The sequence below is a fragment of the Novosphingobium sp. BL-S-19 genome (genome assembly GCF_055521675.1).
In genome coordinates, this window is the sequence record NZ_CM145498.1 from 2,436,487 (window position 1) to 2,462,108 (window position 25,622).

29 protein-coding genes and 2 riboswitches are annotated in these 25,622 nt (G+C 65.7%); of the genes, 11 read left to right on the forward strand and 18 right to left on the reverse strand.

Translation table 11 applies throughout. The annotated features are described in order from the left end of the window. The first annotated feature begins 35 nt into the window (after positions 1 to 35). The gene (locus tag ACZ1JV_RS19670) at positions 36 to 170 is read left to right on the forward strand and encodes an entericidin A/B family lipoprotein (protein ID WP_465135428.1); all 135 of its coding nucleotides are present in this window, start codon (positions 36 to 38) and stop codon (positions 168 to 170) included. Between the two features lie 123 nt (positions 171 to 293). After that, complete coding sequence (locus tag ACZ1JV_RS19675) at positions 294 to 422, forward strand: hypothetical protein (RefSeq protein ID WP_465150163.1); 129 nt, start codon at positions 294 to 296, stop codon at positions 420 to 422. Between the two features lie 57 nt (positions 423 to 479). Here the strand turns inward: ACZ1JV_RS19675 and ACZ1JV_RS19680 are convergent, their stop codons facing one another. From ACZ1JV_RS19680 to ACZ1JV_RS19740, 13 genes are all read right to left on the reverse strand, one after another. Beyond that, on the reverse strand, positions 480 to 980 hold the full coding sequence (locus tag ACZ1JV_RS19680) for a CcdC protein domain-containing protein (protein WP_465135430.1): 501 nt from the start codon (positions 978 to 980) through the stop codon (positions 480 to 482). A 26-nt stretch (positions 981 to 1,006) separates the two neighbouring features. After that, on the reverse strand, positions 1,007 to 2,608 hold the full coding sequence (gene gcvPB, locus ACZ1JV_RS19685) for an aminomethyl-transferring glycine dehydrogenase subunit GcvPB (protein WP_465150164.1): 1,602 nt from the start codon (positions 2,606 to 2,608) through the stop codon (positions 1,007 to 1,009). Beyond that, a complete protein-coding gene (gene gcvPA / locus ACZ1JV_RS19690; protein ID WP_465150165.1) occupies positions 2,605 to 3,963 on the reverse strand; it encodes an aminomethyl-transferring glycine dehydrogenase subunit GcvPA in 1,359 nt (452 codons plus the stop codon). Before gcvPA ends, gcvPB begins: the two co-directional genes overlap by 4 nt. Positions 3,964 to 4,129: 166 nt before the next feature. After that, entirely contained in the window at positions 4,130 to 4,501 is a 372-nt protein-coding gene (gcvH, locus tag ACZ1JV_RS19695; protein WP_465150166.1) for a glycine cleavage system protein GcvH, read from the reverse strand. Positions 4,502 to 4,513: 12 nt separating this feature from the next. Continuing rightward, the gene (gene gcvT / locus ACZ1JV_RS19700; protein ID WP_465152612.1) at positions 4,514 to 5,629 is read right to left on the reverse strand and encodes a glycine cleavage system aminomethyltransferase GcvT; all 1,116 of its coding nucleotides are present in this window, start codon (positions 5,627 to 5,629) and stop codon (positions 4,514 to 4,516) included. Positions 5,630 to 5,717: 88 nt separating this feature from the next. After that, positions 5,718 to 5,840: riboswitch (glycine riboswitch) on the reverse strand. Between the two features lies 1 nt (position 5,841). After that, positions 5,842 to 5,945, reverse strand: a riboswitch (glycine riboswitch). Positions 5,946 to 6,182: 237 nt separating this feature from the next. After that, complete coding sequence (locus ACZ1JV_RS19705) at positions 6,183 to 6,875, reverse strand: NAD(P)H-binding protein (RefSeq protein WP_465150167.1); 693 nt, start codon at positions 6,873 to 6,875, stop codon at positions 6,183 to 6,185. Beyond that, positions 6,868 to 8,028, reverse strand: a complete 1,161-nt coding sequence (locus tag ACZ1JV_RS19710) for a deoxyguanosinetriphosphate triphosphohydrolase (protein ID WP_465150168.1) — start codon at positions 8,026 to 8,028, stop codon at positions 6,868 to 6,870. Before ACZ1JV_RS19710 ends, ACZ1JV_RS19705 begins: the two co-directional genes overlap by 8 nt. A gap of 97 nt (positions 8,029 to 8,125) precedes the next feature. Continuing rightward, on the reverse strand, positions 8,126 to 8,440 hold the full coding sequence (locus tag ACZ1JV_RS19715) for a hypothetical protein (protein WP_465135436.1): 315 nt from the start codon (positions 8,438 to 8,440) through the stop codon (positions 8,126 to 8,128). Positions 8,441 to 8,463: 23 nt separating this feature from the next. Beyond that, the gene (locus tag ACZ1JV_RS19720) at positions 8,464 to 9,876 is read right to left on the reverse strand and encodes an NAD(P)(+) transhydrogenase (Re/Si-specific) subunit beta (RefSeq protein ID WP_465150169.1); all 1,413 of its coding nucleotides are present in this window, start codon (positions 9,874 to 9,876) and stop codon (positions 8,464 to 8,466) included. Continuing rightward, on the reverse strand, positions 9,876 to 10,178 hold the full coding sequence (locus ACZ1JV_RS19725; protein WP_465135437.1) for an NAD(P) transhydrogenase subunit alpha part 2: 303 nt from the start codon (positions 10,176 to 10,178) through the stop codon (positions 9,876 to 9,878). The genes ACZ1JV_RS19720 and ACZ1JV_RS19725 overlap by 1 nt, the downstream gene beginning before the upstream one ends. A 1-nt stretch (position 10,179) precedes the next feature. After that, entirely contained in the window at positions 10,180 to 10,596 is a 417-nt protein-coding gene (locus ACZ1JV_RS19730; RefSeq protein ID WP_465150170.1) for an endonuclease domain-containing protein, read from the reverse strand. Between the two features lie 97 nt (positions 10,597 to 10,693). Continuing rightward, positions 10,694 to 11,842 carry an NAD(P) transhydrogenase subunit alpha gene (locus tag ACZ1JV_RS19735; protein ID WP_465150171.1) on the reverse strand — a complete coding sequence of 383 codons (1,149 nt, stop codon included), beginning with the start codon at positions 11,840 to 11,842 and terminating at the stop codon, positions 10,694 to 10,696. Positions 11,843 to 11,849: 7 nt separating this feature from the next. After that, on the reverse strand, positions 11,850 to 11,975 hold the full coding sequence (locus ACZ1JV_RS19740) for an aa3-type cytochrome c oxidase subunit IV (RefSeq protein WP_465135440.1): 126 nt from the start codon (positions 11,973 to 11,975) through the stop codon (positions 11,850 to 11,852). A gap of 275 nt (positions 11,976 to 12,250) precedes the next feature. Between ACZ1JV_RS19740 and ACZ1JV_RS19745 the strand changes: the two genes are divergently transcribed. Beyond that, complete coding sequence (locus ACZ1JV_RS19745) at positions 12,251 to 13,675, forward strand: sigma-54-dependent transcriptional regulator (protein WP_465135441.1); 1,425 nt, start codon at positions 12,251 to 12,253, stop codon at positions 13,673 to 13,675. A 70-nt stretch (positions 13,676 to 13,745) separates the two neighbouring features. On the opposite strand, the gene ACZ1JV_RS19750 is transcribed toward ACZ1JV_RS19745, so the two are convergent. The 5 genes from ACZ1JV_RS19750 to ACZ1JV_RS19770 form a co-directional block, all read right to left on the reverse strand. After that, a complete protein-coding gene (locus ACZ1JV_RS19750) occupies positions 13,746 to 14,099 on the reverse strand; it encodes a hypothetical protein (RefSeq protein ID WP_465135442.1) in 354 nt (117 codons plus the stop codon). A 208-nt stretch (positions 14,100 to 14,307) separates the two neighbouring features. Next, complete coding sequence (folP, locus tag ACZ1JV_RS19755; RefSeq protein WP_465150172.1) at positions 14,308 to 15,420, reverse strand: dihydropteroate synthase; 1,113 nt, start codon at positions 15,418 to 15,420, stop codon at positions 14,308 to 14,310. A gap of 177 nt (positions 15,421 to 15,597) precedes the next feature. Further along, the gene (locus ACZ1JV_RS19760; RefSeq protein ID WP_465135444.1) at positions 15,598 to 16,731 is read right to left on the reverse strand and encodes a DNA methyltransferase; all 1,134 of its coding nucleotides are present in this window, start codon (positions 16,729 to 16,731) and stop codon (positions 15,598 to 15,600) included. Positions 16,732 to 17,025: 294 nt separating this feature from the next. Beyond that, on the reverse strand, positions 17,026 to 17,931 hold the full coding sequence (locus ACZ1JV_RS19765; RefSeq protein ID WP_465150173.1) for an oxidoreductase: 906 nt from the start codon (positions 17,929 to 17,931) through the stop codon (positions 17,026 to 17,028). After that, positions 17,928 to 18,557: a ribonuclease HII gene (locus ACZ1JV_RS19770; RefSeq protein WP_465150174.1), complete on the reverse strand. Its 630-nt coding sequence runs from the start codon at positions 18,555 to 18,557 to the stop codon at positions 17,928 to 17,930. Before ACZ1JV_RS19770 ends, ACZ1JV_RS19765 begins: the two co-directional genes overlap by 4 nt. On the opposite strand from ACZ1JV_RS19770, the gene ACZ1JV_RS19775 reads away from it, so the two are divergent. From ACZ1JV_RS19775 to ACZ1JV_RS19810, 8 genes are all read left to right on the forward strand, one after another. Next, entirely contained in the window at positions 18,550 to 19,731 is a 1,182-nt protein-coding gene (locus ACZ1JV_RS19775) for a PQQ-dependent sugar dehydrogenase (RefSeq protein ID WP_465150175.1), read from the forward strand. The genes ACZ1JV_RS19770 and ACZ1JV_RS19775 overlap by 8 nt on opposite strands. Before the next feature lie 73 nt (positions 19,732 to 19,804). Next, complete coding sequence (locus ACZ1JV_RS19780) at positions 19,805 to 20,320, forward strand: GNAT family N-acetyltransferase (RefSeq protein WP_465150176.1); 516 nt, start codon at positions 19,805 to 19,807, stop codon at positions 20,318 to 20,320. Positions 20,321 to 20,393: 73 nt separating this feature from the next. After that, positions 20,394 to 20,939 (forward strand): DUF1285 domain-containing protein, encoded by a 546-nt coding sequence (locus tag ACZ1JV_RS19785; protein ID WP_465150177.1) that lies wholly within the window; start codon positions 20,394 to 20,396, stop codon positions 20,937 to 20,939. After that, the gene (locus ACZ1JV_RS19790) at positions 20,936 to 21,529 is read left to right on the forward strand and encodes a CoA pyrophosphatase (RefSeq protein ID WP_465135449.1); all 594 of its coding nucleotides are present in this window, start codon (positions 20,936 to 20,938) and stop codon (positions 21,527 to 21,529) included. Before ACZ1JV_RS19785 ends, ACZ1JV_RS19790 begins: the two co-directional genes overlap by 4 nt. After that, positions 21,522 to 22,706, forward strand: coding sequence for a CCA tRNA nucleotidyltransferase (locus tag ACZ1JV_RS19795; RefSeq protein ID WP_465150178.1), 1,185 nt, complete (start codon positions 21,522 to 21,524; stop codon positions 22,704 to 22,706). The genes ACZ1JV_RS19790 and ACZ1JV_RS19795 overlap by 8 nt, the downstream gene beginning before the upstream one ends. Then, complete coding sequence (locus ACZ1JV_RS19800; protein ID WP_465150179.1) at positions 22,703 to 23,356, forward strand: retropepsin-like aspartic protease family protein; 654 nt, start codon at positions 22,703 to 22,705, stop codon at positions 23,354 to 23,356. Before ACZ1JV_RS19795 ends, ACZ1JV_RS19800 begins: the two co-directional genes overlap by 4 nt. A 70-nt stretch (positions 23,357 to 23,426) precedes the next feature. Continuing rightward, positions 23,427 to 24,620, forward strand: a complete 1,194-nt coding sequence (locus ACZ1JV_RS19805; protein ID WP_465150180.1) for an acyl-CoA dehydrogenase family protein — start codon at positions 23,427 to 23,429, stop codon at positions 24,618 to 24,620. Next, positions 24,617 to 25,621, forward strand: a complete 1,005-nt coding sequence (locus ACZ1JV_RS19810) for an acyl-CoA dehydrogenase family protein (RefSeq protein ID WP_465150181.1) — start codon at positions 24,617 to 24,619, stop codon at positions 25,619 to 25,621. Before ACZ1JV_RS19805 ends, ACZ1JV_RS19810 begins: the two co-directional genes overlap by 4 nt. Position 25,622 lies beyond the last annotated feature (1 nt).

Below are 25,622 nucleotides of genomic sequence, written 5' to 3' on the forward strand. Positions count from 1 at the left end.
TTGCATGCCGGTGGTCGCACGAAAGGAACCCGGAAATGGTCAAGAAACTCGTACTCGCCCTTGTGGTTGGCGGCATCGTGGTCTCGGCATCGGCCTGCAATACGGTCAAGGGTGCGGGCAAGGATGTGCAATCGGTCGGTCAGGCCGGTGAGGACGCCATCAACAAGTAAGCCGAACCGCGCAGGCCGAGCGTCAAAGCGCTTGCTCTTCCCTCTTTCGCTGTCAGCCCTGATCGCCTAGCGGTCAGCGATCCGGTGCCAATCATGGCGCCGGATCAGAAGGATGGGGAAGAGATGATCAGGAAACTTGTCCTGGTTGCCGTGGGCGCGGGCCTCGTGCTTGGCGCGGCTGCCTGCAACACCGTTCGCGGTGTGGGACAGGACCTCGAATCCGCGGCGAACTCGGTCGACCGCGCGATGTGAGGATCATGGCCTGCCGACTCGCTCGGCAGGCCCCCGGCCCCTTCGCGAACAGGCTTTTCAGCTATCGGTGATATGCGCCGCAACCATGGCGCGGGCGCGCTGCCAGAGCACGAAGCGGCTCACCAGCACGACACCCAGAGCGAAGCCGAGCATCGCATCGGTCACCAGCATGGCGGTTGCAGCGGGATGGCCCGCACCCACGGTCATGCCGCTGGGCAGGATCAGGCGGCGGATCAAGAACACGCCCAGAATCAGCACCAGCGCCAGCGGCGACTGACGCACCATGACGCGGGCATCGTCGCCCTCACCCTCTACATGCAGCCGCATCAGGCGCGAACGCTGCATGCCGATGGCGCCGCCGACCACGAAACCGGCGGCAAGGCTGGCCCAGCCCAGCGGCGATGGCATCATCGCGCTGAGCGCAAGGCAGATCAGTGCCGCCACGATCAGCGGCATGATCCAGAGGAGGGGGAGCCGGAGCGGGCGGGCTTTTTCCAGATTGCGGAAACGCCAGAGCATTACCGCGCCGAAAATCGCCAGCGGCAACCATGCCGCCATACCGTTACCGGATCCCCCCATAGTCCTCAGCTACCCCCGAACTCGCTCAGCGAGGGCGTCCCCGGCTCACCCGGAGTGCCCTGCCACACGAGCACTGGCTTACGCGCCGCGAGCGTTTCGTCAAGCCGGCGGCGCGGTGCGAAGTGCGGTGCGCTGTGCAGGCTCTGGTCGCCATCCTTGGCGCGCTGGGCAAGACTACGCAGCGAGCCGATGAAGCGGTCGAGCCCGGCCTTGCTCTCGGTCTCGGTCGGTTCGACCAGCATCGCGCCCTTCACCACCAGCGGGAAGTAGACCGTCATCGGGTGGAAGCCCTCGTCGATCAAGCCCTTGGCGATGTCCAGCGTGGAGAAGCCCTCTGCGAGCCCTGCATCGCTGAACAGCGCCTCGTGCATGCACGGGCCGCTCTTGGCGAACGGTGCCGGCAGCAGGTCTTCGCACGAACGCAGGACGTAGTTGGCGTTGAGCACCGCGTCCTCGGCCACCTGGCGCAGACCGTCCGCGCCGTGGCTGAGGATGTAGGTCAGCGCGCGGGTGAACATGCCCATCTGGCCGTGGAAGGCGACCATGCGGCCGAATGCCTGCGCATGGCCCTCGCCCGCGTTTTCCTCTTCGACGAGATGGACGCGACCATCTTCACCGCGGCTGACGAAGGGCAGCGGCGCGAAGGGCGCCAGCGCTTCGGACAGCACGACCGGGCCGGCACCGGGGCCGCCACCGCCGTGCGGGGTGGAGAAGGTCTTGTGCAGGTTGATGTGCATGGCATCGACGCCCAGGTCGCCCGGGCGCACCTTGCCGACGATGGCGTTGAAGTTCGCACCGTCGCAGTAGACGTAGCCGCCGGCGGCGTGGACCGCATCGCCAATCGCCTTCATCTCCGGCTCGAACAGGCCGCAGGTGTTGGGGTTGGTGATCATCACGCCCGCGACGTTCGGACCGAGCTTGGCCTTGAGCGCCTCGACATCGACGCGGCCTTCCGGGGTTGCCGGGATCGACTGCACCTTGAAGCCCGCGAAAGCGGCGGTTGCCGGGTTGGTGCCGTGGGCGCTTTCCGGCACCAGCACCACGTCGCGCTTCTCACCGCGCGCGTCGAGCGCGGCGCGGATGCAGAGCAGGCCGCAAAGCTCGCCATGCGCCCCGGCCTTCGGGCTCATCGCCACCGATGCCATGCCGGTCAGCGTGATCAGCCAATCGGCCAACTGCTCGATCACTTCCAGCGCGCCCTCAACCGTCTTCTGCGGCTGGAGCGGGTGAACGTCGGCAAAGCCCGGCAGGCGGGCCATCTTCTCGTTCAGGCGCGGGTTGTGCTTCATCGTGCACGAACCGAGCGGGAACGGCCCGAGGTCGATCGCGTAGTTCTGGCGCGACAGGCGGGTGTAGTGGCGCACCGCTTCCGGCTCGGTCAGGCCCGGCAGAGCCGGAGCCGCCTTGCGCAGGAACTTCGAGAGGCCCGCCGCCGCCGGGCGTGCCGGGGTGTCGAGATCGACGCCGCACTTGGCGGACGAGCCGAGTTCGAAGCTGAGCGCTTCTTCCAGCATCAGGCCATAGTCGCCCGAGGCGGTCTTGAAGGCAGCGCCCTCACCGGCTTCACCCATACTGGGGCGCCAGCCGCTTGCGTTTACCGCGTTCATGCCAGCACTCCTTCAAGCTCACGGGCAAAGGTTTCGATATCCTCGTCGGTCACGGTCTCGGTCGCCGTCACCAGCAGGCCGTTATGCAGATCGCTGTCCTCGGGGAACAGGCGGCCGAGCGAAACGCCGCCCAGCACCTTGCGGTCGGCCAGGTCGCGCACGACTTCGCGGGCATCGCGCGGCAGCACGATGGTTGCCTCATTGAAGTAGGCGTCGTTCAGCACCTTCACCCCCGGCACCTTGGCCAGACGCTCGATCATGGTCTGCGCCTTGTCGTGGTTCACGGCGGCAAGCTGGGCCAGGCCTTCACCGCCCAGCAGGGTCAGGTGAATGCTGAATGCCAGCGCGCAAAGGCCGGAGTTGGTGCAGATGTTGCTGGTCGCCTTCTCGCGGCGGATGTGCTGTTCGCGCGTGGAAAGCGTCAGCACGAAGCCGCGCTTGCCCTCTGCGTCCACGGTCTGGCCGCAGAGACGGCCCGGCATCTGGCGCACGAACTTCTCGCGGCAGCCGAACAGGCCCAGGTACGGGCCGCCGAACTGCAGGCCCACGCCGATCGACTGGCCTTCGCCCACGACGATGTCGGCACCCAGCGCGCCCGGCGCCTCGATCATGCCCAGCGCAACCGGTTCGGTGACGACAGCGATCAGCAGCGCGCCCTTGGCATGCGCGGCATCGGCAATCGCGGCCAGATCGGGAATGCGGCCCATCACGTCCGGATACTGGACGACGACGCAGGAGGTCTTGTCGTTGATCGCAGCGATCACGGCGGCGTCATCGGCCTGCGGCACGAGCTGCGCCTTCAGCGAGACGATGTCGTCTTCGGTGAACTTGGCCATCGTGCGCACCACTTCGGCGTAGTGCGGGTGCAGGCCGCTGGACAGCACCGCGCGGTCCTTGCGGGTGATGCGGCTGGCCATCAGGATCGCTTCCCAGCACGCGGTCGAACCGTCGTACATGGAGGCGTTGGCGATATCGGTGCCGAACAGGCGCGCGACCTGCGTCTGGAACTCGAACAGCACCTGCAACGTGCCCTGCGCAATTTCCGGCTGGTAGGGCGTGTAGGCGGTCAGGAACTCGCCGCGCTGGATCAGGTGATCGACCGAGGCCGGAACATGGTGGCGATAGGCGCCCGCGCCGATGAAGAACGGCGCCGTGCCGGCCGAGAGGTTCTTGGCCGCAAGCGCGGACATGTGCCGCTCCACCGCCATTTCGCTGGCGTGGGCGGGCAGGCCTGCGATCGGGCCGGACAGGCGGGCTTCGGCGGGCACATCGACGAAGAGATCGTCAACGCTGGCGGCGCCGATGACGCCGAGCATCTCGGCACGGTCGGCCGGAGTCAGGGGAAGGTAGCGCATGGAGATATTCTCACATCAAGATCCTCCCCCGGTGGGGGAGGTGGCAGCCGCGAAGCGGCTGACGGAGGGGGGTGAGTGGCTGACGAGGGCTAACGGAGAGGGCAGCGCTTGCCCCCTCCACCACCCTGCGGGCGGTCCCCCTCCCCCGGTGGGGGAGGATCGAAGCTCAGAGGCTTTCGACATAGTCCTTGTAGGCCGCTTCATCCATCAGCGCTTCCAGTTCCGAAGCGTCCGACAGGGTGATGCGGAACAGCCAGCCGCCGACTTCCGCGTCGGTGTTCACCAGTTCCGGCTGGTCGGCCAGAACCTCGTTGGCTTCGGCGATGGTGCCCGAAACCGGGGTGTAGACGTCCGAAGCGGCCTTCACCGAGTCCACGACGGCAACCGAATCGCCCTTGTCGAAGGTGGCGCCTTCGGCCGGCAGGTCGACGAAGGTGATGTCGCCCAGCTGGCCCTGTGCGTAATCGGTGATGCCCACGGTGCCGAGGTCACCCTCGATTTCGATCCACTCGTGTTCCTGCGAGAAATAACGGGTCATGGGAGAAGTTCCTCAGCGGTGATAGCGGTTGGGGACGAAGGGCATGGCTGCGACTGTGGCGTCGAGCTTCTTGCCCCGGATTTCGATGGAAAGTGCGGTGCCATCTGCGGCAAGCGCCGCGTCGACATAGGCCATGGCGATAGGGTGCTGGAGCGAGGGCGAGAAACCGCCCGAGGTCACCACGCCAACTTCCTGTTCGCCATGGAAAACCTTGGCGCCTTCGCGCGCGGCTTGGCGGCCTTCGAGCTTAAGGCCGATGCGCTTCTGGGCAGTGCCCTCGGCAAAGTCGCGCTGGACACGCTCGGCACCGGGGAAGCCGCCTTCGAGGCGGCGGCGCTTGTTGATGCCGAAAGCAAGACCGGCTTCGACCGGGCCGCGTTCCGGGTCCATGTCATGGCCATAGAGCGGCAGGCCGGCTTCAAGGCGCAGCGAATCGCGCGCGCCAAGGCCGATCGGCTTCACTTCGGGCTGGGCCAGCAGCAGGTCCGCCACGTCGGCCGCGGATTCGCCGGGGATCGAGATTTCGAAACCATCCTCGCCGGTGTAGCCAGAGCGGCTGATCCAGGCGTCGACGCCGCCCAAGGTGAAGCGGCCGCCCTTCATGAAGGTCAGCGCCGAAAGCGGGTATTCACCCTCAGCCACGCGTTCCAGCGCAGCAACGGCCTTGGGGCCCTGCAGCGCCAGCAGCGCACGGTCGTCCAGGTGGTTCAGCGTGATGTCGTCCGGCAGATATTCGCGCAGCGTGCCGATATCGTCCCACTTGGTGGCGCCGTTGACGACGAGGTAGAAACCGCCCGGCCAGCGCGAGACCATCAGGTCGTCCAGAATGCCGCCGTTCTCGTCCAGCAGCAGCGAATAGCGCACGGCGCCCAGCTTCAAGGTCGAAAGGTCGATCGGCAGCGCGGCTTCCAGCGCGGGCTCGACATCGGTCTGCGCGCCCTCTTCGCCGGTCACGAGCAACTGGCCCATGTGGCTGACGTCGAACAGGCCGGCGTTCTCACGCGTCCAGAGGTGCTCGGCCATGATGCCCCCCCCTGCAACGTCGTACTGGACGGGCATCATGTAACCGGCGAATTCGACCATGCGGCCGCCGTGATCGCGGTGCCAGCCATCCAGCGGCAGCAGCATCGGGGCCAGTTCTTCGGGTTCCTGATCGGAATCGGAAATCGGGTATTCGCTCAAGACATGACTCCGCACAGTTCGGCACACCATTCCAGGTGCCCCCTCTGTCACGGAAACCTGAGAGCTTCCCTCGACAAGCCCATGACAGGCAGGCCAAAGTTACACCGTCGGCGGCCTCAATCCCCAAGGGAATGAGACACTTTCCAGAGTCTCGCTATCGACTTGGCGCGGTCCTTTTGCCTGAGAGATTCCGGGGCGGTTGCTCCTTCGGCGCCCACCTTTCCGCATGTGCGAATCGGCAGGTCTCTCCCGCGCTGTCAGCGATGTCCTGACCCTTGGGTGACAGGTGCGTATGTGTCAACGCCGGTTGCGCTGCGCTGCGGCACTATTTCCCCGAGATGCGCGCGTGGGCGACCGCGGATGCGGACGATTGTGCCCCCCTTCGTCATTGCGAGCGTAGAGAAGCAATCCAGCGACGGTTTGCGCTGCTCTGGATTGCTTCGCTACGCTCGCAATGACGAGGAAGGGTTGTTGGCCGAGCGGGGAGCGGAGTCCCCGCTCAATCCCCTGCCCGGCGCAGTGCCCGCATCATCGCCTCATGCTCATGAATGAAGCGGCCGCGCGTCTTCTCGGCGCTAAGCGCGAAGATCACATCGGCAAGGCGGCGCACGGAGATCGAGCGGAACTTGGCAAACCGGCCGTGCAGCACGATGGCGTCCGCCACTGGGTTCAGCACTTGCGCCATGCTTTCCAGCGGGCGGCTTTCGCTGCGATGGCCGCGCAGCAGGCCGGGGCGCAGGATATCGAGCCGGCGAAAGCCCAGCTTGTGAACGGCGTCCTCGATATCGCCCTTGGTGCGCAAGTAGAGATTGCGGCTCGCCCGGTCGGCGCCGACCGAGGAGACCAGGATCACATGCTCGATCCCGGCGGCGCGGGCGGCCTTGGCCGTTTCCAGCACCAGGTCGTAATCGACAGCGCGAAAGGCCTCGTCGCTGCCCGCCGCCTTGCGGGTGGTGCCCAGCGCGCAGACCAGCACCTGCGCATTGGCGGCGGCGATCAGCGTGGGCCATTGGTGGGTTTCGCCCACCAGCACTTCCATCTGCGCGCCTTCGGGCAGCGGCACTTCGCGCCGGGCAACGCCGATCACGCGAACGTCGCTGCGGCCGATGCTGCCGGCGATCACCGCCTGCCCGACCAGCCCGCTCGCCCCCACGAGGCAAAGACGGCGTGCGGGCGTTCCAGCGTCAGACATTGCGCAGCCCCTCCGGCGTCGATCCGTAGATCTGCGCGTGGCAGGCGATGGCGTAGCGGTCGGTCATGCCGGCGATATAGTCGGCGATGTGGCGGCTGCGCTCCGGCTCATGGCGCGGCAGGCCGTCGATCCAGCTTTCCTCCATCAGCACCGGCTCCTGCGAATAGGCGGCGTAGAGTTCGGCGATCAGCGCCCGCGCGCGGCGCGCGGTTTCCAGCTGTTCGGGGTGGTAATAGAGCTTCTCATACATGAAGCGCTTGAAGGCACGTTCGCCATCCTCCACTTCGGGCGAGAAGGTGACCAGTTGGCGACCGGCAGTGCGCACGTCGTGCACGCTCTCTATGCCGATCAGGTTGGCCTTGGTCTGGGCGAGCAGGTCGTTGACCATGAAGCCGATCTGGCTGCGGATCAGCTCGGCCAGTTGGCGGCTGCGCGCCACGCCGGGGAAGCGGCGCTCCACCTCGCGCCAGCGGTCCACCACGAAGGGATGCGCCAGCAGCTCGTCCAGATCGAGGAAGCCCGCGCGCAGGCCGTCGTCGATATCGTGGTTGTCGTAGGCGATATCGTCAGACAGCGCCGCCACTTGCGCTTCCAGCGAGGCATAGGAGCCGAGTTCGAGGTTATAGGCCGCGTCCAGTTCGCCCAACGCCCAGTTCGGCGTGGCGACCGGACCGTTGTGCTTGGCCAGCCCTTCCAGCGTCTCCCACGTCAGGTTCAGGCCGTCATGCTCGCAATAGGGGCTTTCGATGCGCATCAGCGTGCGCAGGCAATTGGCGTTGTGGTCGAACCCACCCGCCTTGTGGAGCGCGGCGTCCAGCGCCTCTTCCCCCGCATGGCCGAACGGCGGGTGGCCGATATCGTGCGCGAGCGCCAGAGCCTCGGTCAGATCCTCATCCAGCCCCAGAATCCGCGCGATCACGCGGGCGACTTGCGCGACTTCAAGGCTGTGAGTCAGGCGAACGCGGTAGTGATCGCCGTCGGGCGCGATGAAGACCTGCGTCTTGTAGCGCAGGCGGCGGAACGCGATCGAGTGGACGATACGGTCGCGATCGCGCTGATAGGCGCTGCGCGGCCCGCGCGCGACGCCGTCCTCCATCGGATATTCGCGCCCGCGCGTGCGGGCCGGATCGGATGCGTAAGGAGCGAGGGTCAAGCCTTGGTCTTTCCAGAACTAGGAATTTCTTGCCGCCCCTAGAGCATTTTCAGGGGTGGTGGAAACACCTGACTTTCAACTGTTTCACCGCCGGATCTTATTGCGCCAGGCCAGTCTTGCACAGCGCCGCCGAAGTGGTGGTGACAAGGATCACCTCACGGTCGTCCACCGACTTCACCGCGCGGACCCAGGCTCCCAGCGTAGGCTTCTCGCCTTCCAGCTTCTGCAGCTTCACGATCTGAATCAGGTTCAGCCGCTTCATCATGCGCTTGGTCATGCAAGTGGCGACGCGGTTGGACATGCCGTTTTCGATCAGCGCCGAATGCAGCCGCCACGCCGCATAGAAATGCGCGCCGACAACCAGCACCACGACAAGCCCGACGAGCAGCAGAAATCGCTTGAGAATACGCATAGCGCGCCCTTAGCGGCTCATCCTCAATCCGCCAGCGCCTTGTTGATGTCCTCGACCATCTTCTTCGCGTCGGCCAGCAGCATCATCGTCTGGTCCATGTAGAACACGTCGTTGTCGACGCCTGCATAGCCAACGCCGCCCATCGATCGCTTGACGAAGAAGATCGTCTTCGCCTTCTCCACATCGAACACCGGCATGCCGTAGATCGGCGAAGTCTTGTCGGTGCGCGCAGCGGGGTTCACCACGTCGTTGGCGCCGATGATGAAGGCGACGTCGCACTGCGCGAACTCGCCGTTGATGTCCTCCAGCTCGAACACTTCGTCATAGGGCACGTTGGCTTCGGCCAGCAGCACGTTCATGTGGCCCGGCATACGCCCAGCGACCGGATGGATCGCGTACTTCACGTTGACGCCGTGCTTCTTCAGCAGGTCCCCCATCTCGCGCAGCACGTGCTGGGCCTGCGCCACCGCCATGCCGTAGCCGGGGATGATGATGACGTTCTCCGCCTCCTGCATCAGGAAGGCCGCGTCTTCCGCCGATCCGCGCTTCCATGGGCGCTGCTCCCTGGCCTCGCCGCCACTGGCCCCGTTCTCGGCACCGAATCCGCCTGCGATCACAGAAATGAAGCTGCGATTCATCGCCTTGCACATGATGTAGCTGAGGATCGCGCCTGAAGAACCGACGAGCGCGCCCGTGATGATCATCGCCGTGTTGTGCAGCGTGAAGCCCATCGCCGCCGCCGCCCATCCCGAATAGGAATTGAGCATGGAGACGACCACCGGCATGTCCGCCCCGCCGATCGGGATGATCAGCAAAAAGCCGATGGCAAAGCTCAGGGCCAGGATGCCCCAGAACAAGTGCGGCGTGTTCCAGTGGAACAGGCCGACCAGCACCACGATGGCCACCAGCGCGCCCAGATTGATGACATGCCGCGCGGGCAGCAGGATCGGCGACCCGCTCATATTACCGTTGAGCTTGGCAAAGGCGATGACCGAGCCGGAGAAGGTGATCGCACCGATGGCGACGCCCAGCCCCATCTCGATGCGGCTGCCCTTCAGGATGTCCAGCCCGCTCGCGTCGAGAATGCCGAAGGCCGCCGGGTTGTAATAGGCCGCGACGCCCACCAGCACTGCCGCAAGCCCGACCAGCGAGTGGAACGCGGCCACAAGCTGCGGCATCGCGGTCATCTGGATCTTGCGGGCGATCACGAAACCGATCCCGCCGCCAATGGCGATGGCGATGGCGATTTCCGGCAGGCTGGCGATCTCATGCGTCAGCAGCGTCGTCACCACGGCGATGCCCATGCCGACCATGCCGTAACGGTTGCCCCGGCGGCTGGTCGCCGGCGAGGAAAGCCCGCGCAGCGCGAGGATGAAGCAGATACCGGCAATCAGGTAGGCAACCGCCACCCAGGGGTTCACCGCATGCGCCTCCATCACTTCGTCTCCCTGGAGGCCGGCTTGTCCTTCTTCTTGTACATCGCCAGCATGCGCGCGGTGACCGCAAAGCCGCCGAAGATGTTGATGCTGGCCAATACGACCGCACCCAGCCCCAGCCACTTGGCCAGCGGCGAGCCCGAAGCCGCACTCGCCACCAGCGCGCCGACGACGATGACCGAGGAGATCGCATTGGTCACCGCCATCAGCGGCGTGTGCAGCGCCGGGGTTACCGACCAGACGACGTAGTAGCCCACGAAACAGGCCAGCACGAAGATCGAGAGGATCGAAACGAAATCCATGTCAGAAGCTCCGGACAGATCCTCCCCCCTCGGGGGAGGTGGCAGCGCGCAGCGCTGACGGAGGGGGTTCGGCAAAGCACAGTTGGCTGATGGACAAGGCAACACCCGAAGGGTCGCGAAGGACATCGGCGGCGGGAATGCGAACCACTCTAAAGCCTTGCGAGAAAAGCCAGGAGTCTCTCGCGATATCGCGTTCAGGCCGATCGCCCATCGAATGGCTCAATCCGTCGATCTCGACGACCAGCCGGGCATGATCACAATAAAAATCGGCGACGTAATTCCCGACAGGGTGCTGGCGGCGGAATTTCAGCCCCATTGGCCGAGCGCGAAGGTGCTTCCACAGGAGCACTTCCGGCAACGACATGGTCGAACGCAATCGCCGCGCGGATTCGAGCCCTTGTTCCGTGTGGTTGCGCATCAGTGCAGGACTCGCGCGCCGCTGCGCCCCCTCCACCACCGCTTCGCGGCGGTCCCCCTCCCCCGGTGGGGGAGGATCTTCGTGAGATCCACGTCGATCACCCCGAGAGCCTCTCGTTCACCACCTTGCCGCCTTGCGTCAGCCGGATGGCATTGCCGATTTCCTCATCGAGCACCGGCTTGCCCTGCTCCTTGTCCCAGAATGCCGAGACGAAATTGAACAGGTTGCGCGCAAAAAGCGCCGAAGCGTCAGCCGGAAGGTGCGCGGGCGTGTTCGAATAGCCGACGATCTTCACCCCGTGCCGCACCACGACCTGATCCGCTTCCGAACCCTCGACATTGCCGCCCTGCGACACCGCCAGGTCGAAGATCACGCTGCCCGGCTTCATCGTCGCGATCTGCGCATCGGTGATGAGGCGCGGAGCGGCCCGGCCCGGGATCAGCGCGGTGGTCACGACGATATCCTGCTTGGCGAGATGTCCGGACACGAGTTCGGCCTGCGCCTTCTGGTATTCCTCGCTCATTTCGGTGGCATAGCCGCCCGAACCCTCGCCCTCGATCCCGGCGACGTTCTCGACGAAGATCGGCTTGGCGCCCAGCGAGAGGATCTGCTCTTTCGTTGCCGAACGCACATCGGTTGCCGAAACCTGTGCGCCAAGGCGGCGCGCGGTGGCAATGGCCTGCAATCCGGCAACGCCGACGCCCATCACGAAGCACTTGGCCGCCGTGACCGTGCCCGCCGCCGTCATCATCATCGGGAAGGCGCGGCCATAGAGATTGGCCGCGACCAGCACCGCCTTGTATCCGGCAAGGTTCGATTGGGAGGAGAGGATGTCCATCGATTGCGCGCGCGTGATGCGCGGCATGAATTCCATCGCCAGCGCTTCCAGCCCCGCCGCGGCATAGACATCGACGCGGGCCCGCCCTCCATTCGGATCTTTACCGAAAGGATCGAGCCCGGCGACGATCCATGCGCCCGGCTTCACGCCCGAAAGCAGCGCCGGATCAGGCCCCTGCACGCCGAACACCACATCCGCGCCGGCCACAACCTGCTCGGCAGAGCCCACTTCGGCCCCGACAGCGGCATAGTCCGCATCGGAGATGGTGGCGGCCAGCCCTGCCCCGCTTTCCACGGCGACAGTCGCGCCCAGCGCGATAAGCTTCCTCACGGTCTCCGGCGTGGCCGAGACCCGCGTTTCACCCGCCGCCCGCTCTTTCAGGACGGCGAAGCGCGTTGCGCCCGCCACCGGCGGATCAGCGCGCGATGATACCGACGACGATCGCCACGATCACCACGATGGCAGCCGTGCCCCAGGTCGCGGCCTTGATGAAGCTGTTGTAGGTTTCGGTCGCAACCTTGATGTCGGTGCCGGAAGCCATCGATCGTATCCCCTGTGGTTGTTCTTGCGCGACCGCATGATACGATCACCTTGAATTCTTTCGCTTGGTCTAACCGGGCAAGGCTGGTCGCTCAAGGGGCAAGCTATCGCCCCTGTCACTTGTTTCAGGCGATTCGGATCGTTCGGGCGATTGAAGTAAGACTGCGACAAGGGTGCAGCACATCGCTTGCACGTGGCGCAGGCTTAATTTCGTCTTTACTGGTTTGCCCTAAGCAGCTTACGTCAAGAGCAGGAGGCGATGTAGCAGGCGTGACAATGGCGGAACCAGAACAGCGCCTCCTCATGCTGATCGACGACGAACCTGCGCAAAGCCGCCTGATCTCGGCACTGGCAGCGCGCGAAGGGTGGCGGACGTTGATCGCGCGTGATCCGGAGACGGCGATCGCCACGCTCGGCACGCGCCAGGGCATGCAGCTTTCCGCCATCATCCTGGACCAGTGGGTCCCCGGCGAAGACGCCTGCGCGCTGATTGCGGAACTGAAATCGCGCCGTCCGGCCCTGCCGATCCTGATGCTCACCGCCAATACATCGCCGCTGTTGGCAGTGGAGGCGATGCGCGCCGGGGCGACCGACTATCTGGTCAAGCCCATCGCGCCAGACCGGCTGATGCACGCCCTGCGCTCCGCCACCACGCGGGAGGCTCCGCGTGACGAACTGGCGCCGCTGACCGAGAAGATGCCCTCCAACCCCGATTTCGAATCGATGATCGGGGCCTCTCCCAATTTCCGCAAGGCGCTGGCCGTTGCCGCCAAGGCCGCGCGCGGCCACGGGCATGTGCTGGTGGAAGGCGAAAGCGGCACCGGCAAGGAAGTGCTGATCCGCGCAGTCCACGCCGCCAGCCCGCGTGCGCGCAATCCGCTGCGAATGGTCAACATCGCCGGACTGGCTGCCAATTCCATCGAATCCAATCTGTTCGGGCATGAAAAAGGCGCCTTCCCCGGTGCCTTCGAACGGCAGATCGGCGCGCTGCAGCACTGCGACGGCGCCACGCTGGCGCTGGACGAGATCGACCGCCTGCCGATGAGCGTGCAGGAACGTCTGCTCGAATCTATCCGCAAGAGCGACGTCCGCCCGATCGGCGCACGCCATTCTTTCCGCATCGACTTGCGCATCATCGCAGCGAGCAACATGCCGCTGCAGGATCTGGTTGATGCCGGGGAATTCCTGCCCGAACTGCTGGAAGCGCTGGCGCCCACCAAAGTGGAACTGCCGCCTCTGCGCGAAAGATCGGGCGACATTCCCGCGCTCACCCGCTTCTTCCTCGCCCGGATCGGCGAGCAGCCGGGCCTGCGCGAACTGGGCATCACCGATGGCGCACTGTCACTGCTGGCCGCTTACGACTGGCCCGGTAACGTGCGACAGTTGCAGGCGGTGCTGTTCCGCGCGGCGGTGTTCTGCGACGGCGATGCGCTGACGTCTGACGATTTCCCGCAGCTTCTCTCCATCCTCGGCTCTGGCCCCGCCACGGTGGCGGGCAATCCGCGGCAGGAAAGCTCCGGCGTGATGCTCTATACGCCCGACGGCCATCTGCGACCGCTGGAAGAGATCGAGGCGGATGTTATCCGTCTGGCCATCGGCCTCTACCGCGGGCGCATGACCGAAGTGGCGCGCAGATTAGGGATCGGGCGCTCCACGCTCTATCGCAAGCTTACCGAACTCGGCATCGATAACGCCGCATAATAGACGACCCCGGAGCCGTGGCTCCGGGGTCGCCGCCCCTTTCGGGGCTGCCCCCAAGGGGAAACTGGGGTTACAGGCTTTCCAGATAGACCTGCGGCACGCGATAGCCGCGCTTGGCCATGTACTTCACGTACTTGCCGCGTTCCTGGAACAGCTCGCTGGCGTATTCGCTGTAGGCGTCGCGCTGGTCTTCGATATCCGTGGCATGGCGCAAGTCGCTGGCGAGTTCCTTGCGGGTCTCGTTCACGTTGATGCGGTAATCGTACCACTTGCTGTTCTGCACGCCGCCGATCGGGCTCTGGATGATGCGGGCTTCCTCGCCGCGCGCCACTTCCTTCTCGTACATCGTCGGGACCGCGATCGCGGCACCGGCCGGAACAAGGGCCATCGCAACGAGTGCGCTGCGGAAAAACGTCTTCTTCATGGGACTTCTCCCTTCGCTTTCGTGTGGTGGGTTCGAAGGGAGAAACGAACCCACTGGCGTTTTACGTCGCGCCAATAGACGAAACGGGCATCGCGCCGGACGATCCGAAATGGTTCCGGATCATACGTTTACGGGTAAACACAATCCGCACGGCGGTTCATCCGCGCGCAAGGCGTGGTTCATCGGGGAGCCAGTTTTGTCGCAGCGATCAGCGTGGCAATTGCCCGAAATCGGTGAGCGCCGCATCGCGCAGGCCGCGCCAGACATGGACCGCCTGCACCGTCTCGCGCACGTCGTGCACGCGCAGGATATGCGCGCCGGCGTCCATCGCCTTGATCGCCAGCATCAGCGATCCGCCCAGCCGGTCATGCGCGGCCGCCTCGTTGGAAAGCGCGCCGATCATCCGCTTGCGGCTGGCACCGACGTAAAGCGGATGGCCCAACGCGTGGAAGATCGCGAGGCCGTTCATCAGCGCCAGGTTCTCCGCCACGGTCTTGCCGAAGCCGACGCCCGGATCGATCATGATGTTCTCTGCCCGCACGCCCGCCGCCACGCACTCATCGCGGCGCTGTTCGAGCCAGTCGTAGACGTCCAGCACCACATCGGCATAGTCGCCGTTGGAATGGAGATCGTCCGCCTTGCCTGGCGCGTGCATCAGCACAACCGGTGCGCCTGAGGCCGCCGCGAGTTCGAGGCTGCGCGGGTCGTAGCGCAGGGCCGAAACGTCATTGATGATATGCGCGCCCGCCGCCAGCGTAGCCTCCATCACCGCCGGGCGGCGCGTGTCGACGCTGATCGCCGCACCCATGGCGGCAAGCTGCTCCACCATCGGCACCACGCGCTTGATCTCGTCGCCTTCCCACACCGCACCGGCACCGGGACGGGTGGATTCGCCGCCCACATCGATCATCGCCGCACCTGCTTCCAGCATGGCGGCGGCGTGGTCGAAGGCGACCTGAGGCTTGTCGAGGAACGAACCGCCGTCCGAGAAGCTGTCCGGTGTCATGTTGAGAATGCCCGCGACTTGCGGCTGTTCGAGCCGGATCGTGCGCTGGCCACACTGCAGCGGCGGATGGACCTTCCTGAAGTTCGCCCACTGGCGTTCCGCATCGGCACCAAGATCGGCCGGAAGCGCCGCCAACGCGGCAGGGACATCGGCAGCGCCGAACCGCTCGCGCGAGATCACCTTGCCGTTTTCGCGCACGATCAGGGCGAAGCGGCTGGCCCAGACCAGCGAGCCGGCAAGGCGGACGGCCTCGCCCTCCTCGCTCTGCGGACTTTGGGCGAAGGCGATGGGCTGAATGTAGATCTTGCGAGTCATGGGGCGGCCCTTAGCTCTTGCGCGGGCCACGCAGAACAGGTTTCGAGGATCTGCCCATCACCTCTGGCTAACAGAGCATTTTCTAATCAGGTGGGACCACCTGATGACTCGGAAAATGCGGCACTCCAAAAACTTAAAACCGCCCTTCGAACATTTTCGAAGGGCGGTTCAAAAGCCTCAAGGCTCGGTAGCGAGGATGTAGAGCTGGCGGATCGCGTCGATCGGCTTGACCTTGCCTTCATGCTCCAAGTGCCAGAACGTCCAGCCGTTGCACGAAGGCGCTTCCTGCAGTTCCTTGCCCAGCCCGTGGATCGAGCCCGTGGCCTTGTCCGCCACCAGCGAGCCATCGGCCCGCACGACGGCGCGGAAACGGTTCTTCTTGTCCGAAAGCACGGTGCCCGGCGCGATCCAGCCGGTTTCGATCAGCGTGCCGAACGCCACCTTGGGCGCGGTGCGCTTCGACTGCATGGTCTTCAGCGCGCTTTCGTCCAGCGGCAGCGCCATTTCGATGCGTTCCAGCGCGGCTTCGCGGTAGTCGCCCTCACGCTCGCAGCCGATCCACTCGCGGCCGAGGCGCTTGGCGACGGCGCCGGTGGTGCCGGTGCCGAAGAACGGATCGAGCACGACGTCGCCTTCGTTGGTGGTGGCCAGCATCACGCGGTAGAGCAGCGATTCCGGCTTCTGCGTCGGGTGCACCTTGCGGCCACCCTTCTTCAGACGTTCCGCGCCGTTGCAGATCGGCAGGACCCAGTCCGAACGCATCTGCAGTTCGTCGTTGAGCGTCTTCATCGCGCGGTAGTTGAAGGTGTACTTCGACTTTTCGCCCATCGACGCCCAGATCAGCGTTTCATGCGCGTTGGTGAAGCGGGTGCCCTTGAAGTTCGGCATCGGATTGGCCTTGCGCCACACGATGTCGTTCAGGATCCAGAACCCCATGTCCTGCATGATCGCGCCGAGGCGGAAGATGTTGTGGTACGAACCGATCACCCACAGCGAACCCTCGGGCTTGAGCACGCGGCGCGCTTCGGTCAGCCAGTCACGCGTGAACTGGTCATAGGCGGCGAAGCTGGAGAACTTGTCCCAGTCGTTGGTCACGGCATCGACATGGCTGCCGTCCGGACGCGAAAGGTCTCCGCCAAGCTGAAGGTTGTACGGCGGATCGGCGAAAACCATGTCGACGCTGGCGTCGGGAATGGTGCGCATCGCCTCGATGCAGTCGCCCGGGATGATCTGGCCGAGGGGCAGCAGTTCCTTCGGCGTCGGCGCTGGTGCGCGCGCGCGGATCTTCTGCTTGACGAGTAGCTGGCCCATGTTTGCTCCGGGGAATTTGAACTGTGGATTGACTCCCCAATGAGTCTTTCCCGATTCACCGTCAAGCCGCGACTCGCCGGATTCCCTAGTGATTCACCTGTTCAGCAGTATGGAACAAAACGAATCCAACACAAGATATCGAGTCATGGACGAATCCCACGACTCAACATCTTGGGGTTCGCGACTCGAAAACGCCTCGCGCGATTCAGGCAAATTTTTTTATCAACATGGCGCGCGCCGAAATGCACAGATGCGTCTTTGAACGACCCTGACCCCTGCCCGGCCAGCCGAGATTCAAATCAGCCCGTAGTCCACGCCGGTCATCTGGAAACTCACATCCCAAAGCCTGCGCGCCGCTTCGGGATCGGTGGCCGAAGGCTTGCGCTTCGCCACGCCTGACGGGCCGGAAACCTCGCCCATCTTCTGCGGGCCGTAGTACTGGCCCGGCTCCACCGCGTCCGTCGCCGCCTGCAATGTGGGCCACGCGCCGTCGGCCGCGCTGTTGAGCACCATGCCCACGATCGGGAACAGCGCCCGGAACGCCAGCGAATGCCGCCCCAGTTCGGTGGAAGCCACACCGGGATGGCAGGCCACGGCCGTAACCGGCGATCCCGCTGCGCGCAGGCGCCGGTCCAGCTCGAACATGTGCAGCAGGTTCATCAGCTTGCTGTCGCCATAGCGCTGCGATCGGTTGTAGCTGCGATGTGCATCCAGATCGTCCCAGTCGATCTTGCCGCGCCGATGGGCAAGGCTGGCGGTGATGACCACGCGCGAACCCTGCACTTCGGAAAGCTTGGGCAGCAGCAGACCGGTTAGTGCGAACGTGCCGAGGTGGTTCACACCGAATTGCAATTCGTGCCCCTGCACCGTGCGTTGAAGCGGCGGCATCATGACGCCGGCGTTGTTGACCAGCACATCGAGCCGGGGCTCATCGCGCGCAACGATCGCCGCGCATTCGCGCACGCTGGCAAGGTCCGCCTGATCGAGCGGCACGAAGGAGAGGTTGGCGCCCGGCACTTCCAGCCGGATGTTCTCCATCGCCTGCCGGGCCTTCTCCTCGCTGCGGCAGGCGAGCAGAACGCGGGCTCCGCGCGCGGCCAGCACTTTCGTCGCCTCGTACCCCAGCCCGGTATTGGCACCGGTGACGAGGAAGCACTTGCCGGCCTGCCCGGCCACGTCCGCAGCGGTGAATCCCTTCAAAGCGCCATCTCCAGTTGAGCGACCGGCGCGAAGCTGCGGCGGTGGTGAATGGTGGGGCCGTGGAGGCGCAGGGCCTCAAGATGCTGGGCAGTGCCGTAACCGGCATTGCGTTCCCAGCCGTAGTGCGGGTGCGCCAGGGCGAGGTCGCGCATCATGCGGTCGCGATGTTCCTTGGCAATGATCGAAGCGGCGGAGATGCACGGTTCCACCGCGTCTCCACCGACGATGGCGCGGGCCTTCCAGCGCCAGTCCGCCGTGCGGCCGTGCGGCGTCATATTGCCGTCGATCAGCACTTCGTGGGGGTCCTCCCCGAGCTCAGCACAAAGCGCGGCGACGGCCCGGGTCATTGCCAGCATCGTCGCACCGAAGATGTTGATCCGGTCGATCTCTTCCACGTCCACCACGCCCACGGCCCAGCGGCAGCGGCGCTTGATCGCTTCTTCCAGCTCAGCCCGGCGCTTGGCGGAAAGCTTCTTGGAATCGTCCAGACCCGAAGGCCGGGGCTTGCACAGCACGACCGCGCCCGCCACAACCGGACCCGCCAGAGGGCCACGCCCGGCCTCATCCACCCCGATGATCAGGCGGCCCGGTGCATTGGCAACAGGGGATGTAATCGACGTGACCAAGCGGAAAACCTCCAGACCTTTCCTTGCGGCGGTATCGCCCGTAGCCTTCATCCTCGCAAGCTGCGGCGCCGCAGGCTCCGGGGATAAGGCCTCGGCCGCCACTTCCGATGCGGCGCCGTTCAAGGTCTCGCAAGTGGCCTCTTTCGACGAGCCCTGGGCGATGGATATCGACAAGGCCACCGGGGCGATGATCGTCACCGAGAAGAAAGGCAAGATCCGCCTGCGTCTGGCGGATGGTACCTTGGGCGAAGTGAGCGGCGCGCCGACGGTGGCCTATGGCGGCCAGGGCGGCCTTGGCGATGTGATTTTCGCTCCGGGACAGACCGGAAAGACCTTGGACGGCCGCGTGGTCTACCTCAGCTGGGCCGAGGCGGGCCAAGGCGATACGCGCGGCGCGGCAGTCGGCAAGGGCACCCTCTCCTGCCCGCAACCGGCCAATTGCGCGCTGCAGGGCCTGAACGTGATCTGGCGGCAGACGCCCAAGGTCTCCGGCGAAGGCCACTATTCGCACCGCCTGGTGTTCTCGCCCGACGGTAAATACCTCTTCGTCAGTTCGGGTGAGCGGCAGAAGTTCACGCCCGCGCAGGATCTGGGCACCAATCTCGGCAAGATCGTGCGCCTCTTGCCTGATGGCACGCCTGCCCCCGGCAATCCCTATGCAGACAAGCCTGCGCCGACGAACCAGATCTGGTCCTACGGCCACCGCAACGTCCTTGGGCTGGTGTTCGACGACAAGGGGCAGCTCTGGGATCTGGAGCATGGTCCGGCCGGCGGCGACGAGATCAATCTGGTGAAGCCGGGCCAGAACTATGGCTGGCCGCTGGTTTCAGACGGCGACCACTACGACGGCAGGCCGATCCCGCGCAACAAGACGCGGCCCGATCTCGCCGCGCCGGCCATCAGCTGGAACCCGGTGATCGCGCCGGGTGACTTCATCTTCTACACCGGCGACAAATTCCCGCAGTGGAAGGGCCAGTTCATGATCGCCTCGTTCACCGTGCCCGGCCTCGTCCGCGTGCGGATTGATGGCGAGAAGGCGGTGGAGGAAGCGCGCTACCCGCTCGACAACCGCATCCGCGAAATCGAGCAGGGTCTGGACGGGTCTATCTGGCTGCTGGAAGATGGCCCCGCACCCGATTCCGGGCGTCTGCTGCATCTGACGCCGCAGGCGTGATCGCTATCGCGCTAATCCGACATTAGCCGAATTGAATCGACAAAGGCGCGCGCCGTACCTATCGGCGCGCGCCATGTCTGATACTGCCACGCTCATTCCGCTCGACAATGTCGATCCCGCGCTCGTCGAAGCGCTGCTCGATCGTGCGTTCGAGCCGGAACGACACAAGCGCACCGCCTACAAGGTGCGCGAAGGCACCGACTGGCTGCCCGGTCTGTCCTTCGCCGCGCTCGACAGCGAGGAGATGCTGGTCGGCTCGATCCAGTGCTGGCCCGTGGCACTCACCGATCCGGACGGCCGTGCGCATCCGCTGATCATGGTCGGCCCGGTGGCCGTGCTGCCCGAACTGCAGGGCCAGGGCTTCGGCAAGGCGCTGGTTTCGGCCAGCCTAGCCGGGATCGATGCCCGCGCGCCGCTGCCGCAAGTGCTGATCGGCGATCCCGAATATTACGACCGCTGGGGCTTCACCAGCGAGGCGACCGGCGGCTGGAGCCTGCCCGGCCCGTTCGAACAGCACCGCCTGCTGGTGCGGAGCGAGAATCCCGCCGTTCTCCCGCGTGAGGGCATGCTGGGGCCGTGGTTGCGTTAACTCAGGAAACCGGGCCGCGTTAAATCGCGGACGGGACCTTGGCGCGGGCGCGCCTATCTGGCATCGCGAAGCCATGCCTTATGACGTGCCGCCCGATCTGAACGCCCTGACGCTGGCCGAAGCGGCCGAGCTGGTGGCCGCCCGCAAGCTGCCACCGGTCTCGGAATGGTCGCCTGCGGTCATCGGCGACAGCGAAATGCGCATCATGGCGGACGGGCGCTGGTTCCATCAGGGCGGTGAAATCCGCCGCCCGGCAATGGTCCGCGCCTTCGCCTCCCTGCTGCTGCGCGACGATCAGGGCCAGCATTGGCTGGTCACGCCCGCCGAGAAGCTCTCCATCGAAGTGGAAGACGCCGCTTTCATCGCCACCGACGTGCGCGCGGAAGGCGATGCGCTGGTCTTCCGCCTGAACACCGACGATATCGTCATCGCCGGGCCCGATCACCCGATCCGCAGCGAAGGCGATCCGGAGACTCCCGCGATCTACCTTTCCGTCCGCAATGGCACCGAGGCCCGCCTCAACCGCAGCACTTATGGCCAGCTTGCCGAAATCGCGCTCGCGGGCGGCGATCTTTCGGTGACGAGCCAAGGCGCGACTTTCGATCTGGTGCCCGCATGAGCCTGCTGTTCGACCGCCTGCGCCCGCGCTTCGACGCCGCGCACAGGAACGCCCCGCCGGAACTCTGGCTCGATCCCCGCATCGACGAGATTCCGGAGTTCAAGCCCGCCGCCGTGCTCGTCACGCTGACCGAGCGGGACAAGCCCGGCACGCTGCTGCTCCATCGCCCCTCCACCATGCGCGCGCATCCCGGCCAGATCGCCTTCCCCGGCGGCCGGCTGGACGACGGCGAAACCGCCATCGAGGCGGCGCTGCGCGAGGCGGACGAGGAACTGGGCATCCACCCGCGCGACGTGCAGGTGCTGGGCACCAGCGACGTCTACCGCACCGGCAGCGGCTACGAAATCACCCCGGTTCTCGCGGTGATCCCGGCCGACCTGCCGATCCACCCCAACCCGGCCGAAGTGGCGCAGTGGTTCGAGGCGCCGATGGGCTTCCTCCTCGATCCCGCCAACCAGCAGCAATGCTCGGTCGAATGGGAAAACCGCCACCACCGCTTCGTGGAGATCAACTGGCACGACCACCGCATCTGGGGCGTGACCGGCGCGATCCTTCACAACCTTTCCCGCAGGCTCGACTGGAATGACTGAACACTTGCCCACCCGCATCGCACCCGACTGGATGCACCGGGAGGACATCGCCGCGCTGGTCGAAACGCTGGGCGCCGAAAACGCCCGCTACGTGGGCGGCGCCGTGCGCGACACCCTGCTGGGCCAGCCGGTGAAGGACATCGACATGGCCACCACGCTGGAGCCGGACGAGGTGATGATCCGCCTGAAGCGCGCGGACATCCACCGCGTGCCCACCGGGATCGACCACGGCACCGTCACTGCCGTGCTGGCCAGTGGTCCGGTGGAGATCACCACCTTGCGCCATGACGTTTCCACCGACGGCCGCCGTGCCACCGTGGCCTTCGCCGAGGACTGGCGCGAAGACGCCGCCCGCCGCGATTTCACGATCAACGCGCTCTATGCCGATCCGCTGACCGGCGAGATCTTCGACTATTTCGGCGGCCTGGTCGACCTTGCCGCCCGCCGCGTGCGTTTCATTGGAGACGCGCGCCAGCGCATCCGCGAGGATCACTTGCGCATCTTGCGCTACTTCCGCTTTCAGGCCCGGTTCGGATCGCAACCGGCCGACGCGGAAGCCGAAAGCGCCTGCGCCGAACTCGCCGCCACGCTCAAGGGCCTGTCGCGTGAGCGCGTGGGCATGGAGATGATGAACCTGCTCGGCCTGCCCGATCCCGCGCCGACCGTGGCGCGCATGGCAGACCTCGGCGTGCTTGCCGTGATCCTGCCCGAGGCCGATCCCGCCGCGCTTGCCGCGCTGGTCGCTGCTGAGCAGGCGCAGGGCATCGCCCCCGATCCGCTGCGCCGCCTTGCCGCGCTGCTGCCCGCGCAAACCTCGCTGGCCGAACAGGTCGCATCGCGCTTTCGCCTCTCCGGCGCGCAGAAGAAGCGCCTTTCCCTCGCCGCCGCCCGTGAGGCCGAGCCGGGCGACGCCCGCGCCCTCGCCTATCGTTTCGGCCATGACGGCGCGCTCGACAGGCTGCTGATCGCCGGGGCCGACGCCTCGCCCATCGCCGGCTGGCAAATCCCCGAATTCCCGCTCAAGGGCGGCCGGATCGTCGCGCGCGGCGTCAGCGCCGGGCCGGAAGTCGCCCGCATTCTGAGCCGCGTGCAAGACCGCTGGATCGCCGAAGGTTTCCCCGCCCCATCCCGTGTCGAGGCCTTGCTTGACGCCGAACTGGCGGAGCAGAACTCGTGAACCTCGGCGAACTTTCCGATTTCCTCTACCAGAAGCCGCTGATGGCGCTGACCATCGCGGCGATCCTCGTCTCGATGCTGGCGGGCATGATGACCGTGCGCTACCCGCGCCTGAGCCACGGGCTGCGCAACACCGCCTATCTGGGCCTCACCGCCGCGTTACTGCTCACCGTCGCCAGCCTTGCCGGCAACGCCCACCGTTCCGATGCGGCGCTCTGGCTCGATCAGGTTCGCCCGGCCGCTGTAAACGGCACGCAGACGGTGCTGCCGCTGCGCACGGACAATCATTTCTGGGTCGAGGCCCAGTTGAACGGTGAGCCGGTGAACTTCCTGATCGATACCGGCGCGACCTACACCGGAATCTCGCAATCGGTCGCCCGCCGCGCCGGCATCGTTCCCGATGAGGGCGATGAGGGCGTGATGCTGGATACCGCGAACGGCACTATCGTCGCCCGTATGGCCACCGCCAGTTCGCTACGCTTCGGCTCGATCGAGGCTACTTCCCTGCCCGTCGCCATCGGTCCGGACAACGAAGTGGAGACCAACGTCATCGGCATGAACCTGCTGTCGCAACTCGGCAGTTGGCGCGTGCAGAACAACCAGCTGATCCTTGAACCCAAATCCGCGGCAGAGGCGACCAAGGCGGACTGAGCCCCGCGATATCGCCGCGGCGACCCGCCCCCGTCTGGACGCCCTGACAGCGCAGCGGCAAGGACAGGGCATGACCGATAGTGCCGATCTAGACGCGCTGCGCAGCGAAGTCCGCAGCTTCCTTGCCGCCGAAGCGCCCACCGGCTGGCGCGATGCCAGCCGCACGCAGGACGATTTCGTCCGCACCCAGCGCGACTGGTTCGGCAAGCTTGTGCGCGCCGGATACGCCATCCCGCACTGGCCCGCCGAATTTCCCGGCGGTGGCCGCAGTCTGGCCGAACAGAAAGTGATCTACGAGGAACTGGCCGGCGCCGATTGCCCGCGCCTATTGCTCTCGTTCGTGTCCACATACCACGCCTTCGCCACCCTGCACGAATGCGGCAATGCCGAGCAGAAGACGCGGTACCTGCCGAAAATCCTTGAGGGCGAGACGTGGTGCCAGGGCTTTTCGGAGCCCGGCGCCGGATCGGACCTTGCCGCGATCAAAACGCGGGCCGAACTCCAATCACGCCCGGACGGCGACGTCTACGTCATCAACGGCCAGAAAGTCTGGTCGACGATGGCCCAGTTCGCGGACAAGTGCCTGCTGCTGGCACGCACTTCGTCCGACGGCGTGAAGCAGGCGGGCATAACCTACCTCCTCATGGACATGAAGGCGCCGGGCGTCACCGTCCGCCCGATCCACCAGATTCAGGGGGACGAGGAATTCGCCGAAATCTTCCTCGACAATGTGGAAATCCCGGTCTCCGAGCGTGTGGGAGAGGAAGGCAAAGGCTGGGCCGTGGCGCAGGCGACGCTCGCCTCCGAACGCGGGCTGACGCTGATGGAACTGTCCTACCGAATGCGCGGCGCGCTGGGCCGCGTGGCCAAGCTGATCCGCGACCATGGCCACTCGGAAGATCGCGGTGTGCTGCGCGATTTCGGCGTGTTGGTTACGCAAGTGGACGCCGTCTGCGCGATTGCCGACCAATTCCTCGACAACCGCATCAACGGGATCGAGCGCATGGGCGACGCCTCCATCGTCAAGAACGCCTATAGCCGCGCACTGCGGGCCTATTCGGCGCTCGGCCTGCGGCTGGGCGGCATGGACGAACAATACGTCGCGCCGATCACCTTCGGCGATCTCAATACCGGCAACTGGATGGCCGATTTCATGAATTCCTATGCCTGGACCATCGCCGGCGGCAGCGAGGAAGTGCAGCGCAATATCATCGCCGAACGCATGCTGGACATGCCGCGCGAGCCGAAGGGGTGGGTGCTGTGATTGCACTGAACGAACTGACCGACGCCGCGCAGAAGGCATTCCCGGCCGACAAGCTCTCGCCCGGCCGCGATGAAAGCTGGGGGCTCGCCGCCGAGATGGGCTGGCTGATGGTGCGCCTGCCCGAAGAGGACGGCGGCCTTGGTTTTACCCGTGACGCATCGACCGCGCTGCATCTGGAAATGGGGCGCGTGCTCTCCGCGATGCCGCTGATCCCGGCGCAACTTGGCCTTCAGGCGATTGCCGCCAGCCACGACTTTGCCGAACGCGCCGACTGGCTGGAACGGCTGGCCGGCGGCGAATATGCGCCGCTGCCGATGCTCTCCGCCAAGCTGGCGCAGGCCTCGGACGGCACCGTTTCCGGCACGATTTCCGGCGTGTTCGAAGGCGACATGGCGGTTGCCGTGGTCGCGCAGCTTCCCGGTGGCTATGCGCTGGTGCCGCTGGATGCGCCGGGCGTCTCGCTGGTCGAGCGGCCGATCTGGGACCCCAGCCGCCGCCTGTTCGACGTGGTGCTGGATGGTTTTGCCCCTGCCCTGATGCTCACCGACGCGGCGGGCGCGAAGGCGCTGCACGACCGGCTCTCGGGCGAAGCGCAACTCGCGCTTGCGGCCGATTGCATCGGCGCGGCAGACGCGGCGCTCGACATGACGATCGAGTACATGAAGGTCCGCCGCCAGTTCGACCGGCCGATCGCGCTGTTCCAGGCCCTGAAGCACCGCGCAGCAGACATGAAGACACGCATCGTCGTCGCCGAAGCGCTGCTGTGGAAGCGCGTGCGGGATGAGAGCGCCAGCGTCACCGAACTCGCCGCCGCCAAGGTACTCGCCGCCGAAGCCTTCCGCTTCGTGACCGAGGAAATGGTGCAGCTTCACGGCGGCATCGGCCTCACCGACGAGCATCCCTGCCACCTGTTCCTCAAGCGCGCGCTGCTGAACCTGCAACTCTGCGGCAATGCGGACCTGTGGAACGAGCGCGTGGGGCGCGAGGCGCTACAAGCTTAAG

Excerpts from the sequence above, each read along its gene's own strand:
- ACZ1JV_RS19760 (WP_465135444.1), bottom strand. The coding sequence starts at position 16,731 with ATGGGCCAGCTACTCGTCAAGCAGAAGATCCGCGCGCGCGCACCAGCG.
- ACZ1JV_RS19680 (WP_465135430.1), bottom strand. The coding sequence starts at position 980 with ATGGCGGCATGGTTGCCGCTGGCGATTTTCGGCGCGGTAATGCTCTGG.
- ACZ1JV_RS19795 (WP_465150178.1), top strand. The coding sequence starts at position 21,522 with ATGACTGAACACTTGCCCACCCGCATCGCACCCGACTGGATGCACCGG.
- ACZ1JV_RS19750 (WP_465135442.1), bottom strand. The coding sequence starts at position 14,099 with ATGAAGAAGACGTTTTTCCGCAGCGCACTCGTTGCGATGGCCCTTGTT.
- folP (WP_465150172.1), bottom strand. The coding sequence starts at position 15,420 with ATGACTCGCAAGATCTACATTCAGCCCATCGCCTTCGCCCAAAGTCCG.
- ACZ1JV_RS19725 (WP_465135437.1), bottom strand. The coding sequence starts at position 10,178 with ATGGATTTCGTTTCGATCCTCTCGATCTTCGTGCTGGCCTGTTTCGTG.
- ACZ1JV_RS19785 (WP_465150177.1), top strand. The coding sequence starts at position 20,394 with ATGCCTTATGACGTGCCGCCCGATCTGAACGCCCTGACGCTGGCCGAA.
- ACZ1JV_RS19780 (WP_465150176.1), top strand. The coding sequence starts at position 19,805 with ATGTCTGATACTGCCACGCTCATTCCGCTCGACAATGTCGATCCCGCG.
- ACZ1JV_RS19805 (WP_465150180.1), top strand. The coding sequence starts at position 23,427 with ATGACCGATAGTGCCGATCTAGACGCGCTGCGCAGCGAAGTCCGCAGC.
- gcvPB (WP_465150164.1), bottom strand. The coding sequence starts at position 2,608 with ATGAACGCGGTAAACGCAAGCGGCTGGCGCCCCAGTATGGGTGAAGCC.
- ACZ1JV_RS19705 (WP_465150167.1), bottom strand. The coding sequence starts at position 6,875 with ATGTCTGACGCTGGAACGCCCGCACGCCGTCTTTGCCTCGTGGGGGCG.
- ACZ1JV_RS19745 (WP_465135441.1), top strand. The coding sequence starts at position 12,251 with ATGGCGGAACCAGAACAGCGCCTCCTCATGCTGATCGACGACGAACCT.
- gcvH (WP_465150166.1), bottom strand. The coding sequence starts at position 4,501 with ATGACCCGTTATTTCTCGCAGGAACACGAGTGGATCGAAATCGAGGGT.
- gcvPA (WP_465150165.1), bottom strand. The coding sequence starts at position 3,963 with ATGCGCTACCTTCCCCTGACTCCGGCCGACCGTGCCGAGATGCTCGGC.
- ACZ1JV_RS19670 (WP_465135428.1), top strand. The coding sequence starts at position 36 with ATGGTCAAGAAACTCGTACTCGCCCTTGTGGTTGGCGGCATCGTGGTC.
- ACZ1JV_RS19740 (WP_465135440.1), bottom strand. The coding sequence starts at position 11,975 with ATGGCTTCCGGCACCGACATCAAGGTTGCGACCGAAACCTACAACAGC.
- ACZ1JV_RS19790 (WP_465135449.1), top strand. The coding sequence starts at position 20,936 with ATGAGCCTGCTGTTCGACCGCCTGCGCCCGCGCTTCGACGCCGCGCAC.
- ACZ1JV_RS19720 (WP_465150169.1), bottom strand. The coding sequence starts at position 9,876 with ATGGAGGCGCATGCGGTGAACCCCTGGGTGGCGGTTGCCTACCTGATT.
- ACZ1JV_RS19715 (WP_465135436.1), bottom strand. The coding sequence starts at position 8,440 with ATGCGTATTCTCAAGCGATTTCTGCTGCTCGTCGGGCTTGTCGTGGTG.
- gcvT (WP_465152612.1), bottom strand. The coding sequence starts at position 5,629 with ATGCTGCTGCCGCTGGATGGCTGGCACCGCGATCACGGCGGCCGCATG.
- ACZ1JV_RS19730 (WP_465150170.1), bottom strand. The coding sequence starts at position 10,596 with ATGCGCAACCACACGGAACAAGGGCTCGAATCCGCGCGGCGATTGCGT.
- ACZ1JV_RS19675 (WP_465150163.1), top strand. The coding sequence starts at position 294 with ATGATCAGGAAACTTGTCCTGGTTGCCGTGGGCGCGGGCCTCGTGCTT.